The following is a 17892-nucleotide window of genomic DNA, read 5'->3' as shown; positions in this document are numbered from 1 at the left end:
CACGTAAATACAGGGTTATACTTCATATACAGCAGCTGAGCGTCATTAACGGACTACATGGTGGCTGATTATATGCGGCCTACAGGAGGCCCAGGCCCTTGACTGTTGCAGTGAAGGGCGACCCAGGCTTTCCCTCAACTGATATCGAGGCCTCAGGGGCCATTATCTTGATTAGCTCCACCACCGTGCTGGCGTGGGAGGTCAGCGAGGCTCCTCCCAGCCTGCTGACCCCGCTGCCCAGGACAGCGTATATTAGAAGCATGTCAGAGGAGTGCCTGTCCAGCGCCATCCCAGTTAAGAGGTCCTGCATCAGTGAGGTGGCCGCCTCCCTGCCAACTCGCTCCGCGGGCTTGCCCTTCTCTCCAAGGGAGTCGCCGCCCAGGACGGAGTTCTCCGTGAGGGCCCACACCACGATCCCGCTTCCGGGGCCCAGGTGCGGGTCTGGCCTGCCCTCGTAATGCTCAGCTTCAATATTGACTGGCACCCCGAGGCCGCTGAGCGCCTCGCTCGCAGCCCTAGCCTGCCTTATGGCCACGTGCGCTGGGAGCCTGACGCAGTGGCTGAGGCCCTCGATCCTGATGAGCCTCCCCGCGCGCACCAGGTCAACGGGCCTGAGGGCCCCGTTCCTTCTAACCTTAACTACGACCTCGCCCCCACCCCTTGGATAGTGCCCCCTCCTGATGAGGTCTAAGTCTAGCTCTACGTTAAACTTAGATAGGAGGGGCCTCAGGACGAAGCGGTAGTAGTCTATCGGGGGCGACTTGGGCACGTCCGTGCCCCCTCTGACGCGGACCTTGACTTCGCCCTCGGCGGCGACCATGAGCGGCATTATGGCCTGGAGCAGGAGCGTTATGCTGCCCGCGGTGCCTATGTCAAAGCTGTACTCGCCCCCTGATATCTTGCCAGGGTAAAGGGTCACCTCGGTGGAGCCGAGCCTGGCGCCCTCAACCTTGCCGTGCGACATCTCCTCTATGGCCTTGACGGACTCCAGGTGCTGGTGCTGTAGTCCAGGCCTTGACCTCTTGACCCTTATGTTGTAGACCCTCACCGGCACCCCAAGGACAGCCGCCAGGGCTAATGACGTCCTCAGCACCTGGCCCCCTCCCTCTCCCATGCTGCCGTCCACCTGGAGCACCTTCATTTGCCTCCCTCTGGCCACGACAGAGGCTAAGCCGTATATGAGATAAAGGCTTACTGTTTCACGAGTCGGGGACAGAAGTTGAAGGTGCTAGTGGCAGGCCTAGTGCCAAGGAACTCAGGCAAGACGACGCTGGCGGCGAGCTTAACAGCTCAGCTGATACGGGAGGGCTTTACTGCGGCGCCTTCAAAGCCGGTGGGCGCCACGGACCTGTGGGGCTCTCCAGACGCGGCTGCATACACGCGCAGGCTTCACATCCTAACCACGGAGGACGGATACGTGCTGTACAAGGCGTCGGGCGAGAGGCTCCCAGTGGAGATAGTGAACCCCGTCGGGGCCCTGCTGGTCCCCACGCCAAGGTCGAAGTACCCCAGCAGGACAGCGTATGAGGCCTCGCTCTCACAGCCGTACTCCAGGGCGGCCCTCCTCAGGATAACAAGCTGCGTCGGCGGCAGCTCCAGCGTCCACCTGGTCAACTCCGCCGCGCTCTCAAGGGTCACCCGTCCCGTTGAGCAGGAGGTCCAGGACATAGTTTCATACCTGACGCCTCCCCCGGTCCAGGTAAATGAGCAGGTCGCCGAGGGCATATTCATGGGCTCAGCCAACGAGGCCGCCGACAGCTGCATAGCTCTTGAGGAGAGGTCAAGCGATGTGGTAGTAATAGAGTCTAACAGCGACGTTGCAGCCCCCACCTCAGCCTCGGCCGCCCCAGACCTGGTTGTCCTGGTGTCGCCGGGCGAGGCCTACATAGTCGACGGGAGGAGGTACAGGAACGCCATGGAGATCCTAGTAATGGACGGCAAGCCGTGGGTCTCCAAGGCCTCGGAGCTCTTTGAGCTCACGGGCTACGTGAGCAAGGTTGAGCTGCCCCTGCTGGAGGACCCCCGCGAGGGCTACGGGCCCGAGGTGACGGACCCCATAGTTGAGGCGATAAAGAGCGCGGCGACCTCGGGAGGCAAAGCCTAAGGATCGCCTTCAGCGGCCCCGCGTTATTTAGGGTCAATAGGGGTACGAACGTACTCTCATTAGAGAAAACCTTAAATATCGTGATCTCTAACTAGAGAAAGGGGAAGGAGCGTGGCGGATCCTCTATTCGTGGACACGCTCGACATTTGGCTCGCTGTGCTGGCCTGGGGGCTCCTCACGGCGGCCGCCTGGGTGACCTACAGGTTTGTCATGGGCAGGGGGCAGCAGGCCGACAGGGGCTTTGGGTACGCCTTCCTTGCTATAGGCGTCTACGCCTTAGTGATGGGCCTCTGGGGCTCCATGACGTGGCCTCTGCCAAGCTCTTACAACATAGTGCTTATGGATCCATACGCCCTTTACGGGGTCGCGCTTCTCATGATAGGCCTCGCCCTTATAGCCGGCGTGGACCTCAAGGGCCCCACGATAGCCATAGCGTTCCTCTCCATCTCTGTCCTGATATATGCAGCTGACATAGCTAAGTATCACCTAACTAACTCTCCTGCAGCAGCGGCGGCGCTGTTCGTATTGGTAGGGCTCTCTGGAATACTTGGTCCATTCCTTAACCTGAGCAAGTCATCAAAGTACGTCGCATACCTAGAGGTAATACTGCTCGTCTTGGCAGCCCTGCTGTCAGCATACATAGGTGGCATGGCCACGTTTGAGCACACGGCCGACTGGGCAAAGTGGGTACCCTTCTACGGGTGAATAATGAGCTACAAACTCGTCCTTTTCCTGTTATTTTCTTTTCTCATCACTTGAATAGGGGAGGGCTGAGGCGCAGGGCAGTGTCATCAGATGTTATACCTAAGGCCGAAGGCGTTTACGTCTACAGCAAGGGTAAGGGCTGGTCAAAAGCCGGCTGCTTAAGTCCATCATCCCTCAGCGACGGCCTGAACCTGATATACTTTAGGAACAACTGGTGCGCCTCCTGCGCTGTGTTGGACCTCAAGATGCCTGACATAGTTGAAATGTACTACTGTAGGGCGACAATTTACGTGGTCTCGTGCACTTGGTTCACTACAATGTGCCTTGACACGATGGCAAGGAGGGCCTTCCAGCAGTTCAAGATTAAGGACTCCCCTACGCTCTACTGGGCCGTTGTGTCCCAGGGGAGGCTGCTCAAGGAACTGCGCATGATAGGCGTTCCCTCGCTGTCGGAGCTGAAGAAGTACGTGGCCTCAAACTTGGGCGTCAGGCCCTGCGTCCCGCGGGCCAGGCCAAAGTAAAGGACAGGGCAGCGACGGCCTAATCTTGGCTTGCTCATGGCGCAGGCCCGGTTCCTAGCACATATAAGCGCACATAAGTATAATACTTCCACCTACGTGCATCAACCTAAGGCGGCGGGTGAAGTAAGTTGTGCCCGGAGGGAGCCCTTAGGGGCAGTGACGCTCTCCGGGGTATCAGACGCCGCCCTGACGGCGTCGTTGACGCTCTGCCCTCCTGTAAGGGGGTCTACGCCATTTGCTTCAGGCTCGACAGCCCAGTTATCGTTATGGGCAGAGGAGGCAAGGTGTTGGGCTCGGCCGGGCCAGGGCTTGTGCTATATGTAGGCAGCGCCGGGGGGCCAGGAGGGCTTAGGTCGAGGATTTCAAGGCACTTCTGGGGTGCCGACCGCTGCTGGTGGCACGTAGACTGCATATCGAGGGCTGCAGCCTCCGTCGAGTTCATATTCTACAGGGTTGGGAGCTCTGGCGTTAAGGCGGAGGACGAGCTGGCCGGGCGGCTAATGGAGCTCGAATCGCTGAGGCCCGTGGGAATGCTTGGGGCCACGGACTCTAAGAGGCCTCACATGTTCATATGCAGCGACAGGGCCGCGGTGGTGTCGCTTCTCAAGTCTGTGGGGACACTTGTTGATTTTGGTGATGACCATGTCGGTGGGACATAAGCAATTGAGGTGCCCGTTCACCTCGACTAAGGTCCTTATGGGTTAAAAATCATAAAGCCCCCAGGCCCCCAGGGCCGGGGGACCCGCGGGACATTGAAGGTTAAGGCAGTGATATTTGACGTTGACGGCGTCCTTACAGAGGTTAAGAGCAGCTGGGGCTTCGTCCACGAGACCCTTGGGGTCGCCGACAGGGCCAGGCGGTACGCTGAAATGTTCGAGAGAGGCGAAATAACATACCAGGACTGGCTTAGGCTGGACACCGGCCTCTGGGTTGAGGCAACAGGAGGCCAGATAACGAGGTGGGACCTGGAGAGGATATTATCAAGGATACCGCTGAGGCCGTGCATAAGGGAGGTCTCGATATGCATCCACAGGATGGGTAAGAGGATAGCCCTGTTGAGTGGAGGCATAGACCTCCTAGTCGCAAGGGTCGCTGACGTGGTTGGCGCTGACCTGTGGATGGCGAACCAGCTGAGCTTTGACTCCAGGTGGAGGCTGGTTCCCGGGGGCGTGGCGGCGGTGGGGGTCAACAAGGCCAGGGCCATAAAGCTCCTCGCAGGGGAGCTCGGGGTTAGCCTCGGCGAGGTCATGTATGTCGGCGACTCGCAGTGGGACGCAGGGGCCATGAAGCTTGTAGGCTACCCGGTTGCCATGGGTGATGATGCGTCCCTCGAGGGCGTGGCGAAGTATAGGGTGAACAGGCTCTCAGAGGTGTGCGACCTCCTGAAGAAAATAGAGGGTGAAGGACAAAAGTGGGAGGGCCTCACTGGCCCTTGAGGGCCTTGAGGTCCGCGTGCCTTATGTAGTCAATTAGGACATCCGTGTACTCCGTAGTCGATATCGGTGTTATCCCTCCCATCTCCCTGGCCAGGTCATAGGTAACCTGCTTGTGGGCAATTGCCTGCCTGACGGCGTACTCAACCAGCAGCCTGACCTCCGGCCATCCCACGAAGTCGCTGAGCAGGTACATGCCGCTCAGTATCTCGGCGGTCGGGTTTATGACGTTCTTGCCTGCGTACTTGGGGGCGCTGCCGTGGACGGGCTCGGCGACGGCCACGCCGTCACCCATGTCAAGTCCTGCGGCCATTCCAATGCCGCCCACCAGGGCGTTGGCTTCGTCGCTTATGTAGTCCCCGTTCAGGTTGGGAGTCACTATCACATTATAGTCGCCGGGCCTAGTTATTATCTGCTGCAGCATGTTATCAGCTATCCTGTCGTTAACTATTATCTTGCCCTCGGGCGCCTTGCCTCCATACTTAGTGTTTACCTCGTCCTCGGTGACAACGTAGTCCCTGAACTCCGAGAGTATGAGGTCGTAGGCCCACTGCCTGAAAGCGCCTTCAGTGTACTTCATTATGTTACCCTTGTGCATTATTGTGACGTGCTTGTAGCCGTTCCTTATGGCCCACTCCATTGCCCTCCTGACGTGCCTCTGCGTCCTCCACTTGGATATTGGCTTGATGCCTATACCCGTGTCCGGGGTCAGCTCTATTCCGAACTCCTTCTTGAGGAAGTCCCTCAGCTTCTGGGCCTCGGGGCTGTCGAAGGACCACTCAATGCCAGCGTAGACGTCCTCAGTGTTCTCCCTAAATATCACCCAGTCTATCTTTTCTGGGTGGCAGTGCGGGGTCGGCTGGCCATACCACTTGACTGGCCTGACGTTTGAGTATAGGTCAAGCACCATCCTGAGGGTCACGTTGAGGCTCCTGAAGCCTCCTCCCACGGGGGTGGTCAGGGGCCCCTTGAGGTTGACGCGGGCCAGCTTGAAGGCCTGAAGCGTTCCATCAGGCAGCAGGGAGCCGCACTCCTTCTGGGCCTCCTCGCCGGCGGCCACCTCCCACCAAACTATTCTCCTGGTGCCGCCATAGGCCTTGTCAACGGCAGCGTCAAGCACCTTCTTGGCGCTCTCAACGATCTCAGGCCCTATGCCGTCTCCCTTGAAGTAGGCCACTATCAGGTTATCAGGTACTATGAGCTTGCCGTTCTCAAACCTTGCCAGCTGGCCCTCCGAAGGAGGCTTAGCCTCGTCTGCAGTGCAGGGGTGAGAGACCATGAAAGGTCCCAGGCAGAGGGGTACATACGAGGCTTTAAAAAGGTTAAATGTAGCTTTATTCCGTTAGGCCTATGATTTCCTTTAAAGTTTTCTCGTAGGGCCTCCTCGCCACGCCCTTCTCAGTTATTATGCCAGACACGAGCTCGGGGGGCGTTATGTCAAAGGCTGGGTTCCAGGCCTCGACGTCATCAACTGTTATCGTTAGACGGCCTAGGACCGTTTTCACCTCGTCCGGCGACCTCTCCTCAATAACTATTGAGTCCTCGCCCACCACGGGCTGTATCGTGCTCGTGGGGGCCGCCACGTAGAACTCCTTGCCGTTGGCGTTGGCCGCGAGCGCCAGGTTATAGGTGCCTATCTTGTTCGCCACGTGACCACTGAGCGTTATCCGGTCAGCGCCAACTATTGCAAGGTCAGCCATGCCCCTCCTGAAGAGCAGTCCTGAGGCCCCGTCAACTATCAGGGTCACGGGTATGCCGTCCTTCTTGAGCTCCCACACCGTCAGCCTGGCGCCCTGGAGCAGGGGCCTCGTCTCGTCAGCGTATACCTTTATGCTCTTGCCCTCGTGCCAGGCGTACCTTATGACTCCCAGGGCCGTTCCAAAGCCCGCGGTTGCGAGGGAGCCGGTGTTGCAGTGCGTCACTATCCTGTCGCCGTTATCTATTAGCTTGGCCCCGTTCCTGCCCATGTTTACGTTGTTCTCAACGTCCTCGACGTATATGGTGAAGGCCTCCCTCAGCACGGCCTCCCTTATGGCGTCAGCGTCGTTCTCGACCTCAAAGGCCCTCTGCGCGGCCCTCCACGTCCTGTCAAGGGCCCAGAACAGGTTGTAGGCCGTGGGCCTGGTGGCTGCGAGGACGCCGTAGGCCTCCTTTATTTCATTCATCAGCTCTTCAGCCCTCTTAGCCTTAGAGTGCACGGCCGCCAGCGTGAGGCCAAAGGCCGCCGTGACGCCTATGGCCGGCGCGCCCCTTATCTCCATGTCCTTTATGGCCCTGGCGACCCTGTTGTAGTCCTTAGTCCTTATGTAGACCTCGTTCCAGGGCAGCTGCCTGGTGTCTATCCAGACGAACTCGTTAGTGTTGAGGTCGTAGTAGAGGGGCTTTATGGTAAGGAACTCCTTGAGCCTGTCAAGCCTGGACAGCAGGTCCTCCAGCAAAGCTCTCGCCCAAGGTTAACGGCATTGAGAAGGTTAATAACTGTGTGTAGTTAGAAGCTATCAGGCGTCTGGTTTGGGGCTCAAGGACGACGTGGCCAGGTGGCTCAAGGACGAGGAGATAGACGTTGACGAGGTTCCAGTGCCCGCGGGGGCGCCGGTCGAGTGGGCCCTCAACGCTACCGTGAAGGCCCCACTCAGGGTCCTGCTGGGGGTTCAGAAGCCCAAGACCAAGGCTGACAGGCTGGTGATAAGCATGGTCGTCAAGGTGGCCGACCAGCACAAGGCAGCGCTGTCCTCAATGGCTCCAAAGGAAAGGGCAAAGCTCATGAGCCAGCTGCTGGTCAACGTAACATCACTGTGCCCATCCTGCATAATAGTGTTTCAGCCCCAGCTCGACTTACCGGACACGATAGTTGTCAGCAAGGTAATATACGACGAGAACATAGGGCCCTCGGCTATAGGCGAGAGCGTGAGGGTGCTGGTCAATGAGTATGCGCTCATAGTGAGCTTCTTCAACGCAGAGGTGGCCCACGTGGACCAGGGCCCTGGGTTCAGCACGGTTATCCACATGTGAGGTGCCTTCGTCTTGGTCAAGGTGAAGCCCGCGGCCATCCTGGCGTCCTCCAGGTGCCTTAAGGTGGCCGCCCCCCTTGAGGGCGCACCGCTCGCCGCAGAGCCTGAGGTTGAGAAAGCGATAAACGACGCCTACCTCTCGTTCTCTCAGTGGAGCCCTCCAGCTGGGTGGGACTCCGTCAGGCTTTCCCTATGGTATGCCACTGTTTACGGGGGGCTTGTACTTATGTACACGTGCGGCCCAATAACACCTATATCTAGGGTTACGACGTCGGTAGGGATAGACATAACGGCCACAGATGACACGCCTCAAAGGGCGCTCGACGACTCCAAGGTCCTGGCCGCCTGGGCCAAGCTGTGGGCTGGGAATGAGGAGGAAGGCCTAAAGGAGCTCGAGGGGCCCCTGGAGTTCCCCCGAGGTCACTCCTGGAGGGCCGGGGGTCCCATCAAGATCGCCACGAGGGGTATCATGTATTAGCGGCCTTTCCCTCACCGCTTGAGGCCGTCACGGGGGCCCTAAGGTCATCCATGACCTTTACGTAGGCGGCCCCCCTGTGGCTCCTGATCCAGTCGAGCGACTTAGTGGCAAGCTCAGCGGCCCTTCTAGGCGTGACCGAAACTCCCACCCCAACCTTAACCCTGTCAGTCTCGGAGAGCCTCCTGGCGAGGGCCTCGTAGTTGTCAACAGGCATTACCACAAGTATGTTGTCACCTCCAAGGTACTGAGCTATGCCGCCGTACAGCCTGGCCTCCCTTGAGACGTAGTGGAGCAGCTCCTGAACCCTGTGGAAGGCCTCCAGGGGGTCGGTCCTCTCGGTAAGCCCTGTAACGTCGTCAAGGTCCACGTGGCCGAGGACCGAGACCTCCTGGCTGCATCCCTCCCGCTGGCCTCCGGCGTTCCCCCTTAGCAGCGCGAATGCCATTGAAACAGCCGCGGCAGGGCTTCGTGAGGCGGCCGTGGAGTACCTCACTTCAACGGGCGACTCCTCCCTTATGGAGTCCACTATGGCCCTTATGTCGCCATCCGAGAGCCCGCTGGTGAGGAGTAGGAGGTAGTCGTACCTCAGGGGTATGGCAAGGCCTCCCCTTGAGGAGGCCGCCTCCTGCGCCCTGCTGTAAATCCTTGACTGCTCCTCCTGTATCCTCCACTCCCTGTCGCTCCCGAGCAGCTCTGTCCACTCCCTGTACCTCGCGAGCTCCACCAGTGTTACCTTGACGCACTCGCTCAAGATCACTCCACCACTAGCGTCTGGCCCGGAGTGTAGCTGAGGGCTGACATTTCTCTCTGCCTCCTTACCAGCTTCACGGCGGCCTCTATGGCCCTCCTTGAGTACTCCTCTATCCTCTCGAGGGCCTGGGCCCTGGAGGCCCCTGGGCCTATGACCCCGAGTGTCACGGGCTTGTTGTACTGGAGCGACAGGTCCACGAGGGCCCTTGTGGCCTGGTTGGCTATCAGCTCGTCGTGTTTTGTCTGCCCCTGGATTACGGCGCCTATCACTGCAACCGCATCAACGTAGTCAAGCTTTATCACCTGGGCCACGCCAAAGGGGGAGTCGAAGAAGCCTGGCACGTGGAACACCACTGGCACCTCGGCCCCGAGGAACTTGGCGTGGCTCAGCGCCTTCTCCTCCATCATCTTGGTTATGTCATAGTTGAACTCCGAGACCACGAGGGCTATCCTCACGGGCTGCGCCGACATTTTCAGCTCCCACCTGCCTAGTGCCCTTCAAAATAAAAGCCTAGAGGTCCACGGCCCTCCTGAAGAACTCGTTCCTCCCCGCAATCCTCCTCACCGCGTCCTCTATGGGCTCGTCCGGGGGAACCTCGACCTTAAGGAAGGTGCCGGTCCTCCCCACTTCCCTCCTCCTGCTGAGGACCCTAAGCCTCTCCTCAACGGTGTCCAAGCTTATGTTAAGCAGTCTCGCCACCTCAGCCTCGTGGCCGGCCACGGGGTACTCTATGTGGCCGTCCTCCGTGGGAACTATTAGGTTCAACTCCTTGTTGACCCCCGGGACCCTGAGCCCCTTCCTGAGGCCGTCCAGGTCAAGCTTCCCTCCCCAGGAGTAGAACTCGGCCTCCCTCTTCCTCATCCTGCCCAGGGGGAAGCTGACGGTGACCTTGAGGTCTGGGTCAAGGTAAATGTAAGCCTTTGGGACGTAGTTGGGGGTCGCCTGGACTATCTCCTTGGCGTACGGCCTCAGGCCGGCGGCCTCAAGCCTGACCTCAACCATGAATGGGGACACGTTATCAAGAACTACTACATCAACGTCACTGGACGGCCTCACGTCACCCCTGGCAACGCTGCCGTACACGAAGGCGCTGAGCCCGCCCAGGGCCCTCAGCAGGACCTCGGCCAGGGCCCTCTTCCCCCGCAGGATCTCCCATCGCTCAGAGTCGTACTTTACCCTTACCCCCTGTATCAAGCCTCCTCTGGCCTGCTGTGTTAAGCCAAGGGCTTATAGTTGATTGAGGCGTGGCCGCGTCATGAGTAAACAAGCCAGTACTCCTGGTCGGAGCACACGTAAAGGTAAAGCCCTGGCTTGAGCTGGGGCAGGGACTGCCCGACCGCCAGGGGGCTTCCAAGGGAGACGCGGAGCCCCTCAACCTGCGCGGGGAACAGCAGCCCAGGGCAGGGCAGGGTCACGTTAGCTCCAGGTATCACGGCCAGCACGGGCCCTGACTCCAGGACCCCGTTGACAAGTACGGGCCTGCTGTTATATACTGAGGGCGACAGGAACACGCTGTAGGAGGAGTCGTTGACCTCAAGCAGGTACGCGAGAGGCTCCACGTAGAACGCGCGCCTGGCCCAGGCGGCGCCGCTGACGTAGCTGCCATAGTTAGTGTAGTTAAAGGTCAGGTTAGAGGTTATCGGTATCATGACCAGCTCGGGGGACTCCACAGATATTGAGCTGCTCTGTATGAGGAAGGTGCCGTTACCGAAGTACTCGGAGGCCTCGCCCAGCCTGGTCTGGAAAGTTACCTTGAAGGGGCCGTACATTGCCATTAGCTTCCCGGCCACGTAGGCCCTCTCGCTGGCATTGGTGTAGACCGGCACTGAGTAGAGCGAGAGCGGCGACGGAAGGCTGATGTTCACGTAGGAGCCTCCCGTGACGTGGTAGACCTTCAGGCTCAGGGAGGCGTTAAGGTTTATCGTGGTGGGCCAGTATATCAGCGGGTCGTGGTAGAACATCACGTAGTAGGCGAGGTTTATGGGCCCCAGGGTTGAGCCGTAGCCCGTCGCGGTGGAGTTATAGCGGTAGTAGTACGTGGTGTTAATTATGGGGTTGCCTATGAACCACTTAGAGGTGAAGTTGCCCGAGTAGCCCACCAGCGACGCCAGGACAGTCGACAGGATAGTGGTGTAGGGGCTAGAGATGAACCCTCTGACGCTGACGCGGCCCGTGTAGTTAACTAGGTCGCCCGGGCCCCCTATTGCTATGCCCACCGCGCCCCTGCTCGGTATATCGTAGGCTGCCACCGCCAGGTTCTGTCCGGAGACGTTAATGTAGCCCAGCAAGGTCACGTAGTCGCCGGCCGAGGGGTTCACTGTCCCGCTGAGGCTCCTGCCCCCTGAGGTGACAACTACGTTGATGTAGCTGAGCAGCTTCCCCGACAAGTGGACAGTCACGTTGACCTCCCCCAGGTACTCAAGCGTGGAGTTACCCCCGTCGAGCCCAGAGATGTAAACCATGTCAAGGGCGGCCGGGTAGGAGTCCGGCCCAAGGTACGCCTGCGAGGGCCCCGTCGCCTGGTAGCCCCCTCCGGCGTCGGAGATGTTCCACCCGCACGCCTTAGCTATGAGCGGATCTGAGGACGCCGAGTAGGCGAACATGGCCCCGCTCGAAGTCACCAGGTACACGCTCACGTTCTGGCAGGCGGAGTAGTTGCCCGGCAGCGGCAGGGCCTCCGATGAGCTGACCAGCCTGTTAACCCTCTCTATAAACACGTTGCCGTTGGCCTCAACTATAGCATAGGAGATGTTAAGCGGGGAGTTGGGCGACACCATCAGGTAAAGCCTGGAGCCGTTTACCAGGAGCTCTAGCTTAGGAGGGGTCGCCTCCTCCGCTGCCCTCTGAAAGAGCTGCGACGACACCTTCTCCGAGTAGCCTACGATCTCGGAGCCCATCCTGACGAGCGATATGGCGGCGAGGAGCACCACGCCAAGGACTATGAAGGCGCCTATTACCTCGCTCAGGGACCTCCTGCCCATTAACTTCACCACAGGTGGCGCAGGTTAAAGAGCATCCCTCACCCCCCGCTGAAAGTGAAGCAAAATGAAGGGCAGGGTTGGGCTTATAGTCAACCCAATAGCTGGCATGGGGGGCAGGGTGGGCCTGAAGGGGACGGACGGGGACGCCTACCTGAAGGCCCTTAGCCTTGGCTCAAAGCCCGTGGCCCCCTCAAGGGCCAGGGAGTTCCTGAGGTCCCTGCCTCGCGGCGTGGAGGTAGTGGCTCCCAACGGCATCATGGGCGAGGAGGAGGCCGCTGAGGAGGGCCTCAGACCTGCGGTGATTCGATGCGCGAGTGAAGGCAAGTTGACGAGCGCTGAGGACACCAGGAGGTGCGCCTCTATGATGATGAGTCAGGTGGACTTAATAGTCTTCGTTGGAGGGGATGGCACGGCCAGGGACGTAATCAGCGCGGTCGGCTGCAGGGTGCCAATACTCGGCGTGCCCTCAGGGGTTAAGATGTACAGCGGGGTCTTTGCCGAGACGCCGGCCGCGGCGGCTGAGGCCCTGAGGAAGTTCCTCAGCGGGGAGGCCGAGCTGGTCAGGGCCGAGGTGCTTGACATAGACGAGGAGGCATTCAGGAGGGGCGAGCTCATGGTCAGGCTTTACGGCTACGCCATGGTCCCCAGGGCGCCGGAGGTCGTGCTGGAGGGCAAGGACTCCTCAAGGCATGACCTGGAGGAGCTTAAGTCCATAGCGAAGTACGTAGTTGAGAACATGGAGCCAGGGACCCTCTACCTCCTGGGGCCTGGGACCTCGGTGGCAGCGATAGCCGAGGAGCTGGGGGTCCCTAAGACCCTTCTCGGCGTGGACGCAGTCTACGACGGCAAGGTGGTGGGCCTGGACCTCAACGAGGCCCAGATACTCGGCCTGCTGAGGACCTACCATAAGGCTAAGGTTGTGTTATCCCCGCTTGGAGGCCAGGGCTTCCTGCTGGGTAGGGGGAACCAGCAGCTCAGCCCCCAGGTGATAAGGGCGGTTGGAGTAAACAACATTATAATAGTCGCAACCAAGGACAAGATCTCAAGGCTTAAGGTGCTCCGTGTCGACACCGGCGATGAGGAGCTTAACAGGCAGCTCAGGGGCTACAGAAGGGTCACAGTTGGATATGGCGAGGAGGCGGTTATCAGGGTGGAGTGAGGGTCCAGGAGGTGACAGGGGTGAGGGTCATCGGAAGCCCCCACAGCCTGAGGCCGTGAGGGTTCCAGTGGGTCGCGGCGCTTTGGCCTGAGGGCTTGGAACCCTCAGGTTTTGGCGCTGCGGCCCTTTAGTGGCCCTCTCCCCTGTCACCGCTGTTCCTACTACTGGCCCAGTATATATAAGGGGTCAGGCTAAGAAAAGATCTCTATTCAAGGCTTCAGGTCTGAAGCCTTGGGTTAACCAGGTGGCACGCCGCATAGTGGCCCTCGGAGACAGCCCGCATCGGGGGCTCAGCGTACCTGCTTAGCTTTATAATGACCCTGCCGTCCTCCTCCTTGACCGACTCTATGGACTTAAGGGCCCTGACCCCCTCCGACTCGTTGTCTATTATGGACTTCAGCTCCTCTGATGAGATGCCGCTGACGGCCAGGGTAAGCTCGTCTATTACCTTAATTGAGAGCCTGTTGCTAAGCTCAGAGTACCTGGCCTCAGAGAGCCTGGTGAGGGCCTCTGCGACCTCGTCAGAGGTCCACCCGCAGGTCGCCACTGCCACCGGGCACCTCTCGTGGAACCTGCACCCCTTGGGAGGGCTGACAAGGCTGGGCACGTCTCCCTTGAGCACCACCCTCTGCATCAGTTTACCCACCTGGGGCACCGAAGATATCAGCGCCTGCGTGTATGGGTGGGCGGGGCTCTTTATCACGGCCGACTTGGGGCCCTTCTCCATAAGCTTGCCGGCGTACATAACGTATATCCTGTCGGCCATGTATGAGACCACGGAGATGTTGTGAGTTATGAGGAGCATGGCCATGTTGTACTTCTCCCTAAGGTCCTTCAGCAGCTCAAGTATCTCGGCCTGAACTGAGACGTCCAGGGCGCTGGTGGGCTCATCGAGCACGACGAACTTAGGGTTGGTGGCTATGCCCCTGGCTATGGCAACCCTCTGCCTCTGCCCTCCGCTGAGCTCGTGCGGGTACCTGTCGGCGAACTCCCTGGGTAGCTGCACCTCCTCCAGGAGGTCGTAGACCCTTGACATTGCCTTGTCCCTGCTGGCAAAGCCCGTCTCTATCATTGGCTCGGCTATGATGTCTGCTATCCTTAGCCTTGGGTCAAGCGACGAGTAGGGGTCCTGAAAAACTATGCCGACCTCCCTGCGGAACTGCTTGAGGGCTGACCCCCTCAGCTTGAGGATGGAGTACCTGGACGCTATCTTCTTGGCCGATTCAAGGTCGTTCCTCTCAACTGCGGCGTCATAGTTCTCAAGCTCGTTGTCAGGCACCTTGAACAGCACGTCGCCTGCCGTGGGCTCAAGGAGCCTTATCAGCAGCCTTCCAAGGGTGCTCTTCCCGCTGCCGCTCTCGCCCACCAGGCCTACTATCTCTCCCTCCTTGACCTCAACGCTGACGTTGTCGACAGCCCTTACGTAGGCCCCTCTGACGCCCTTGACTGGGAAGTACATCTTAAGGTTCCTTCCAGCTATTATCACTGCCTCTCACCTCCGGCGTAAAGCCAGCAGGCCACCCTATGCCCATTGCCGAGATCTACGGTCGGGGGCTCCCTGGACCTGCAGACCGGCATGGCAAACGGGCACCTGGGGTGGAACATGCACCCGCTCGGCGGGTTCCTCAGGTCAGGGACCTCGCCCTTTATGCCCTTGAGCTCGTGCGGCTCTATGGTAGGCACGGCCTCAAGGAGCATCTGCGTGTAGGGGTGTTTGGGCTCCTTGAAGACAGCCTCCTTGGGGCCTACCTCGACCACCTTCCCTGCATACATTATAGCTACCCTATCGGAGACCTGGTACAGCACGCTCAGGTCGTGGGATATGAACATGAAGGCTGAGCCTATGTCCTCCTTGAGCTCCTTGAGGAGCTCCAGTATCTGGGCCTGTATGGTCACGTCCAGGGCGCTGGTGGGCTCGTCAAGTATTACTAGCTCAGGGCTATTAATCATAGCTGTGGCTATGACAACCCTCTGCCTCATGCCGCCGCTCAGCTCGTGCGGGTACATCTTAACCACTTTCTCGGGCTCGGGCATGCCGAGCAGGCCCAGGAACTCGGCCGCCTTGATGTAGCCCTCCTTGATGAGCTCCCTCCTCACGATTGAGGAGATGATCGGCGTCTTAGGTATCCTGTTCGTCCTGGCCACGTCCTCCAGGGGTTTCGCTAGCATTGGGCTGATCTTCTGGCAGCAGAGGTTAAGGATCCTGAGCTCCTTGACTATGTCATGTATGTCCTTCCTTCTCCAGATAGCTATAGCCTGGTCATCAAGGCCCTCGAGCCCCCTAGCCTTGACGAACTCCCTCAGGTTGTCATAGTCGTTAGATTTGAGGTAACCTAAGATGGTCTTAACGTCGTCCTTTGTGGCCCTGGCCCTCGCAAGCCTCCTCTTGGCCAGGAGCGCGGGGTTGTGCTGAAGCACCACCTCAGCTATCTGGTAGCCCACTGGCAGCACAGGGTTAAGAGTTGTCATAGGCTCCTGGAACACCATTGATATCTTGGTGCCCCTTATACTCATCATTTTCTTGTGGAGCCTCTTTAGAACGTCCTCGTTTTTATCGGCCTTGAACTTCTTTGCCTTCTTGAAGTACTCCCTGAGAGGCGCAACTACGTCAAAGCCGTCAACAAGGACCTGGCCGTCAGTTACGGCGGCGTTCCTGGGTATAAGGCCCATTATTGTGAGGCCCAGCGTGCTCTTGCCGCAGCCGCTCTCCCCCGCCACTCCGAGCACCTCACCCCTGTAGATCTCCAGGTCAACTCCGTTCAGCGCCTTGTAGATGCCTCTTCTGGTGTAGTACGCGAGCCTGAGGTTCCTGACTACAACCACTGGGGCCCTGTCGTTCCCACTCATAGCGAGCTCCTCCTCCTCGGGTTAATCACGTCCATGAGGCCCATCCCCATCAAGTAGACCGCAACTGCAAATATCACGATGAAGGAGCCGGGCACTATGACCGTCCAGGGGGCTGTGGTGAGATACTGGATGCCAAGCGTGGTGAGGTAGCCCAGCTCTGGGAAGTTGGAGACTGGCAGGAAGCCGATGAAGGCCAACGTTGATATGACGAGCATTATGGTCCCGAGGTCCATTGACATCTGCACCAGCACTGGGGGCAGGGCGTTGGGAAGTATGTGCCTAAACATTATCTTCACGTTGCTGGCCCCGGCGGCCCTGGCGGCCTCTATGAAGGTCATCTCCTTCACCTGAAGCGTGACGCTCCTGGTGTACCTGGCGTAGAGCGGCCACCAGACAACTATGAGCGCTATTAGGAGGCTCTTCAGGTCCCTCCCAAGCACGTAGCCCACGGCAACCGCTAGGACTAGGTAGGGGATGCTGAAGAATATGTCCGTGAGCCTCATGAGCACGTCGTCAACTATGCCGCCCAGGTAGGTGGCCAGTATACCTATGACTATCCCAATGGAGGCCCCTGGAAGCACGACTGCGACGGAGAGGGCTAAGTCGACCCTTATTGACTTTATCACAGCCCTGAGCAGGTCAACGCCCGGGTAAGTTGTGCCCAGGGGGTGCTTCCAGGACGGGGGCTGCGGTATAGGGTTGGCATAGTTAGGAACCAGCACGTAGGGGTGCCTGAGGCCCAGCGCCCACGGCGCGAACTGGACGAGCAGGGCGTCAATAACATACGCTAGGACTATTATGAGGCCGGCTATGGCGGGCTTATTTGAGAAGAACACCTGAAGGGAGAGCTTCCTCTCGGGCGTCAGAATTGAGAGGGACCTCCGCCCTCTGGCGAACGTCACAGAAAGCGCTAAGATCACGAAGGCGGCGGCCGCAGCTACTGTGGCAAGCATGTTCATCCCAGCCTCACCCTCGGGTCCTTAAGGGCAAACACTATGTCAAGCACGAGGCTGACCGTTATGAATATCAGGCCGAAGAGCAGGGTCCCGGCCATAATTCCCCCCATGTCGTTCTCCTCCATGGCAAGAGTGAGCCAGTAGCCTATGCCAGGGTAGTTGAATACGTCCTCAACGACAACTACGCCGCTCAGCATGCCGGCCACTGTGTAGGCGAAGTTCGTGTAGACCGGGAACATAGCGGTCGGCCTGGCGTGCTTGTTTATAACAACCCTCTCCGGCAGCCCCTTGGACCTGGCGAACTTAACATAGTCCTGGTCCAGGACCTCAAGCATGGAGGCCCTGAGTATGTTTATGACCCCTGCCATGACGGCCAGCGCCAGCGTGAATGCGGGCAGCAGCAGGTGCTCAAAGGCGCTCAGGGCCACGGGCCAGTCCCTGTGTATTATTGCATCTATAAGTATCACGTGAGTGGGGTAGGAGGTTCCATCGCGGTACCAGCTGACCCCGGCCAGGAGGGCGGTGTTGACGGTTCCTGAGATGGGCAACGCCTTGAGGTAGACCCCGAAGATGATTATCAGGGCAAATGCTATCAGGTAGATAGGCATGCCGTAAAGGCCATATGAGATGACCCTTATAGCTATGTCATCTGGCTTGTCCCTCCTGACGGCGGACCAGGTGCCCAGGGGTATCCCCATAAGCCATGTAAGTATGCCAGCGACTATTGCTAGCATTGCCGTGTTGGGGAAGAAGATCTCTATGGCCTGGGTAACGGGGCCGCTGAAGAAACTCGTGGCAGTGAAGCCAAGGTTGCCGTGAAGCACCGCGTCAAGCCAGTAGAAGTACTGAACGTAGAGGGGCTGGTTGAGGTGGAACTTCTCTATTAGCATCTGGATCTGCTGCTGCCTTGCGGGCCCCGTGAGCCTTGGATTTATGTACATGGCTA

At 59.0% G+C, this 17892-nt stretch carries 19 protein-coding genes; 8 read left to right on the top strand and 11 right to left on the bottom strand.

The genetic code is table 11. The features are described from left to right. Nucleotides 1-79: 79 nt before the first annotated feature. A complete protein-coding gene (gene rtcA, locus ASAC_RS04125) occupies nt 80-1141 on the bottom strand; it encodes an RNA 3'-terminal phosphate cyclase (protein ID WP_013266741.1) in 1062 nt (353 codons plus the stop codon). Nucleotides 1142-1219: 78 nt separating this feature from the next. Here rtcA and ASAC_RS04120 point away from each other — a divergent pair, with 78 nt between their 5' ends. From ASAC_RS04120 to ASAC_RS04100, 5 genes are all read left to right on the top strand, one after another. Next, complete coding sequence (locus ASAC_RS04120; RefSeq protein WP_013266740.1) at nt 1220-2104, top strand: P-loop ATPase/GTPase; 885 nt, start codon at nt 1220-1222, stop codon at nt 2102-2104. Nucleotides 2105-2215: 111 nt separating this feature from the next. Beyond that, nucleotides 2216-2809: a DUF981 family protein gene (locus tag ASAC_RS04115; protein WP_148217138.1), complete on the top strand. Its 594-nt coding sequence runs from the start codon at nt 2216-2218 to the stop codon at nt 2807-2809. Nucleotides 2810-2889: 80 nt separating this feature from the next. Then, nucleotides 2890-3330 carry a YbbN family protein gene (locus ASAC_RS04110; RefSeq protein ID WP_048812801.1) on the top strand — a complete coding sequence of 147 codons (441 nt, stop codon included), beginning with the start codon at nt 2890-2892 and terminating at the stop codon, nt 3328-3330. A gap of 128 nt (nt 3331-3458) precedes the next feature. Next, a complete protein-coding gene (locus tag ASAC_RS04105; protein ID WP_148217137.1) occupies nt 3459-3989 on the top strand; it encodes a DUF123 domain-containing protein in 531 nt (176 codons plus the stop codon). A 93-nt stretch (nt 3990-4082) separates the two neighbouring features. Further along, nucleotides 4083-4766 (top strand): HAD-IB family phosphatase, encoded by a 684-nt coding sequence (locus ASAC_RS04100; protein WP_013266736.1) that lies wholly within the window; start codon nt 4083-4085, stop codon nt 4764-4766. On the opposite strand, the gene ASAC_RS04095 is transcribed toward ASAC_RS04100, so the two are convergent. Both ASAC_RS04095 and mtnA read right to left on the bottom strand, forming a co-directional pair. After that, nucleotides 4753-6042, bottom strand: coding sequence for an NADP-dependent isocitrate dehydrogenase (locus ASAC_RS04095; RefSeq protein ID WP_013266735.1), 1290 nt, complete (start codon nt 6040-6042; stop codon nt 4753-4755). The two genes, ASAC_RS04100 and ASAC_RS04095, sit on opposite strands and share 14 nt — an antisense overlap. 55 nt (nt 6043-6097) lie before the next feature. Beyond that, the gene (gene mtnA / locus ASAC_RS04090; protein WP_013266734.1) at nt 6098-7201 is read right to left on the bottom strand and encodes an S-methyl-5-thioribose-1-phosphate isomerase; all 1104 of its coding nucleotides are present in this window, start codon (nt 7199-7201) and stop codon (nt 6098-6100) included. A gap of 73 nt (nt 7202-7274) precedes the next feature. Here mtnA and ASAC_RS04085 point away from each other — a divergent pair, with 73 nt between their 5' ends. Further along, nucleotides 7275-7775: a DUF2299 domain-containing protein gene (locus ASAC_RS04085; RefSeq protein ID WP_013266733.1), complete on the top strand. Its 501-nt coding sequence runs from the start codon at nt 7275-7277 to the stop codon at nt 7773-7775. A gap of 12 nt (nt 7776-7787) precedes the next feature. Further along, entirely contained in the window at nt 7788-8252 is a 465-nt protein-coding gene (locus ASAC_RS04080; protein WP_013266732.1) for a hypothetical protein, read from the top strand. On the opposite strand, the gene ASAC_RS04075 is transcribed toward ASAC_RS04080, so the two are convergent. Genes ASAC_RS04075 through ASAC_RS04060 form a run of 4 tightly spaced genes read right to left on the bottom strand, consistent with a single transcriptional unit; the run spans nt 8242 to nt 11984 of the window. After that, nucleotides 8242-9003 carry a GTP cyclohydrolase IIa gene (locus ASAC_RS04075; RefSeq protein ID WP_013266731.1) on the bottom strand — a complete coding sequence of 254 codons (762 nt, stop codon included), beginning with the start codon at nt 9001-9003 and terminating at the stop codon, nt 8242-8244. The two genes, ASAC_RS04080 and ASAC_RS04075, sit on opposite strands and share 11 nt — an antisense overlap. 2 nt (nt 9004-9005) lie before the next feature. Further along, complete coding sequence (ribH, locus tag ASAC_RS04070; RefSeq protein ID WP_013266730.1) at nt 9006-9473, bottom strand: 6,7-dimethyl-8-ribityllumazine synthase; 468 nt, start codon at nt 9471-9473, stop codon at nt 9006-9008. Between the two features lie 40 nt (nt 9474-9513). Further along, on the bottom strand, nt 9514-10197 hold the full coding sequence (locus ASAC_RS04065) for a nucleotidyltransferase domain-containing protein (protein ID WP_013266729.1): 684 nt from the start codon (nt 10195-10197) through the stop codon (nt 9514-9516). 59 nt (nt 10198-10256) lie between these two features. Beyond that, entirely contained in the window at nt 10257-11984 is a 1728-nt protein-coding gene (locus tag ASAC_RS04060) for a hypothetical protein (RefSeq protein WP_148217136.1), read from the bottom strand. Nucleotides 11985-12048: 64 nt separating this feature from the next. On the opposite strand from ASAC_RS04060, the gene ASAC_RS04055 reads away from it, so the two are divergent. Continuing rightward, nucleotides 12049-13143, top strand: a complete 1095-nt coding sequence (locus ASAC_RS04055; protein ID WP_013266727.1) for an ATP-NAD kinase family protein — start codon at nt 12049-12051, stop codon at nt 13141-13143. Nucleotides 13144-13360: 217 nt separating this feature from the next. On the opposite strand, the gene ASAC_RS04050 is transcribed toward ASAC_RS04055, so the two are convergent. Genes ASAC_RS04050 through ASAC_RS04035 form a run of 4 tightly spaced genes read right to left on the bottom strand, consistent with a single transcriptional unit; the run spans nt 13361 to nt 17887 of the window. Continuing rightward, nucleotides 13361-14629: an ABC transporter ATP-binding protein gene (locus ASAC_RS04050; RefSeq protein ID WP_013266726.1), complete on the bottom strand. Its 1269-nt coding sequence runs from the start codon at nt 14627-14629 to the stop codon at nt 13361-13363. Then, a complete protein-coding gene (locus tag ASAC_RS04045; RefSeq protein ID WP_013266725.1) occupies nt 14626-15990 on the bottom strand; it encodes an ABC transporter ATP-binding protein in 1365 nt (454 codons plus the stop codon). Before ASAC_RS04045 ends, ASAC_RS04050 begins: the two co-directional genes overlap by 4 nt. Beyond that, nucleotides 15987-16949, bottom strand: a complete 963-nt coding sequence (locus ASAC_RS04040) for an ABC transporter permease (RefSeq protein ID WP_013266724.1) — start codon at nt 16947-16949, stop codon at nt 15987-15989. Before ASAC_RS04040 ends, ASAC_RS04045 begins: the two co-directional genes overlap by 4 nt. Further along, a complete protein-coding gene (locus ASAC_RS04035; protein WP_013266723.1) occupies nt 16946-17887 on the bottom strand; it encodes an ABC transporter permease in 942 nt (313 codons plus the stop codon). Before ASAC_RS04035 ends, ASAC_RS04040 begins: the two co-directional genes overlap by 4 nt. Nucleotides 17888-17892: the final 5 nt, after the last annotated feature.

This window comes from Acidilobus saccharovorans 345-15, from assembly GCF_000144915.1.
GTDB lineage: Archaea > Thermoproteota > Thermoprotei_A > Sulfolobales > Acidilobaceae > Acidilobus > Acidilobus saccharovorans.
This window is presented reverse-complemented; position numbering and strand designations above follow the sequence as displayed.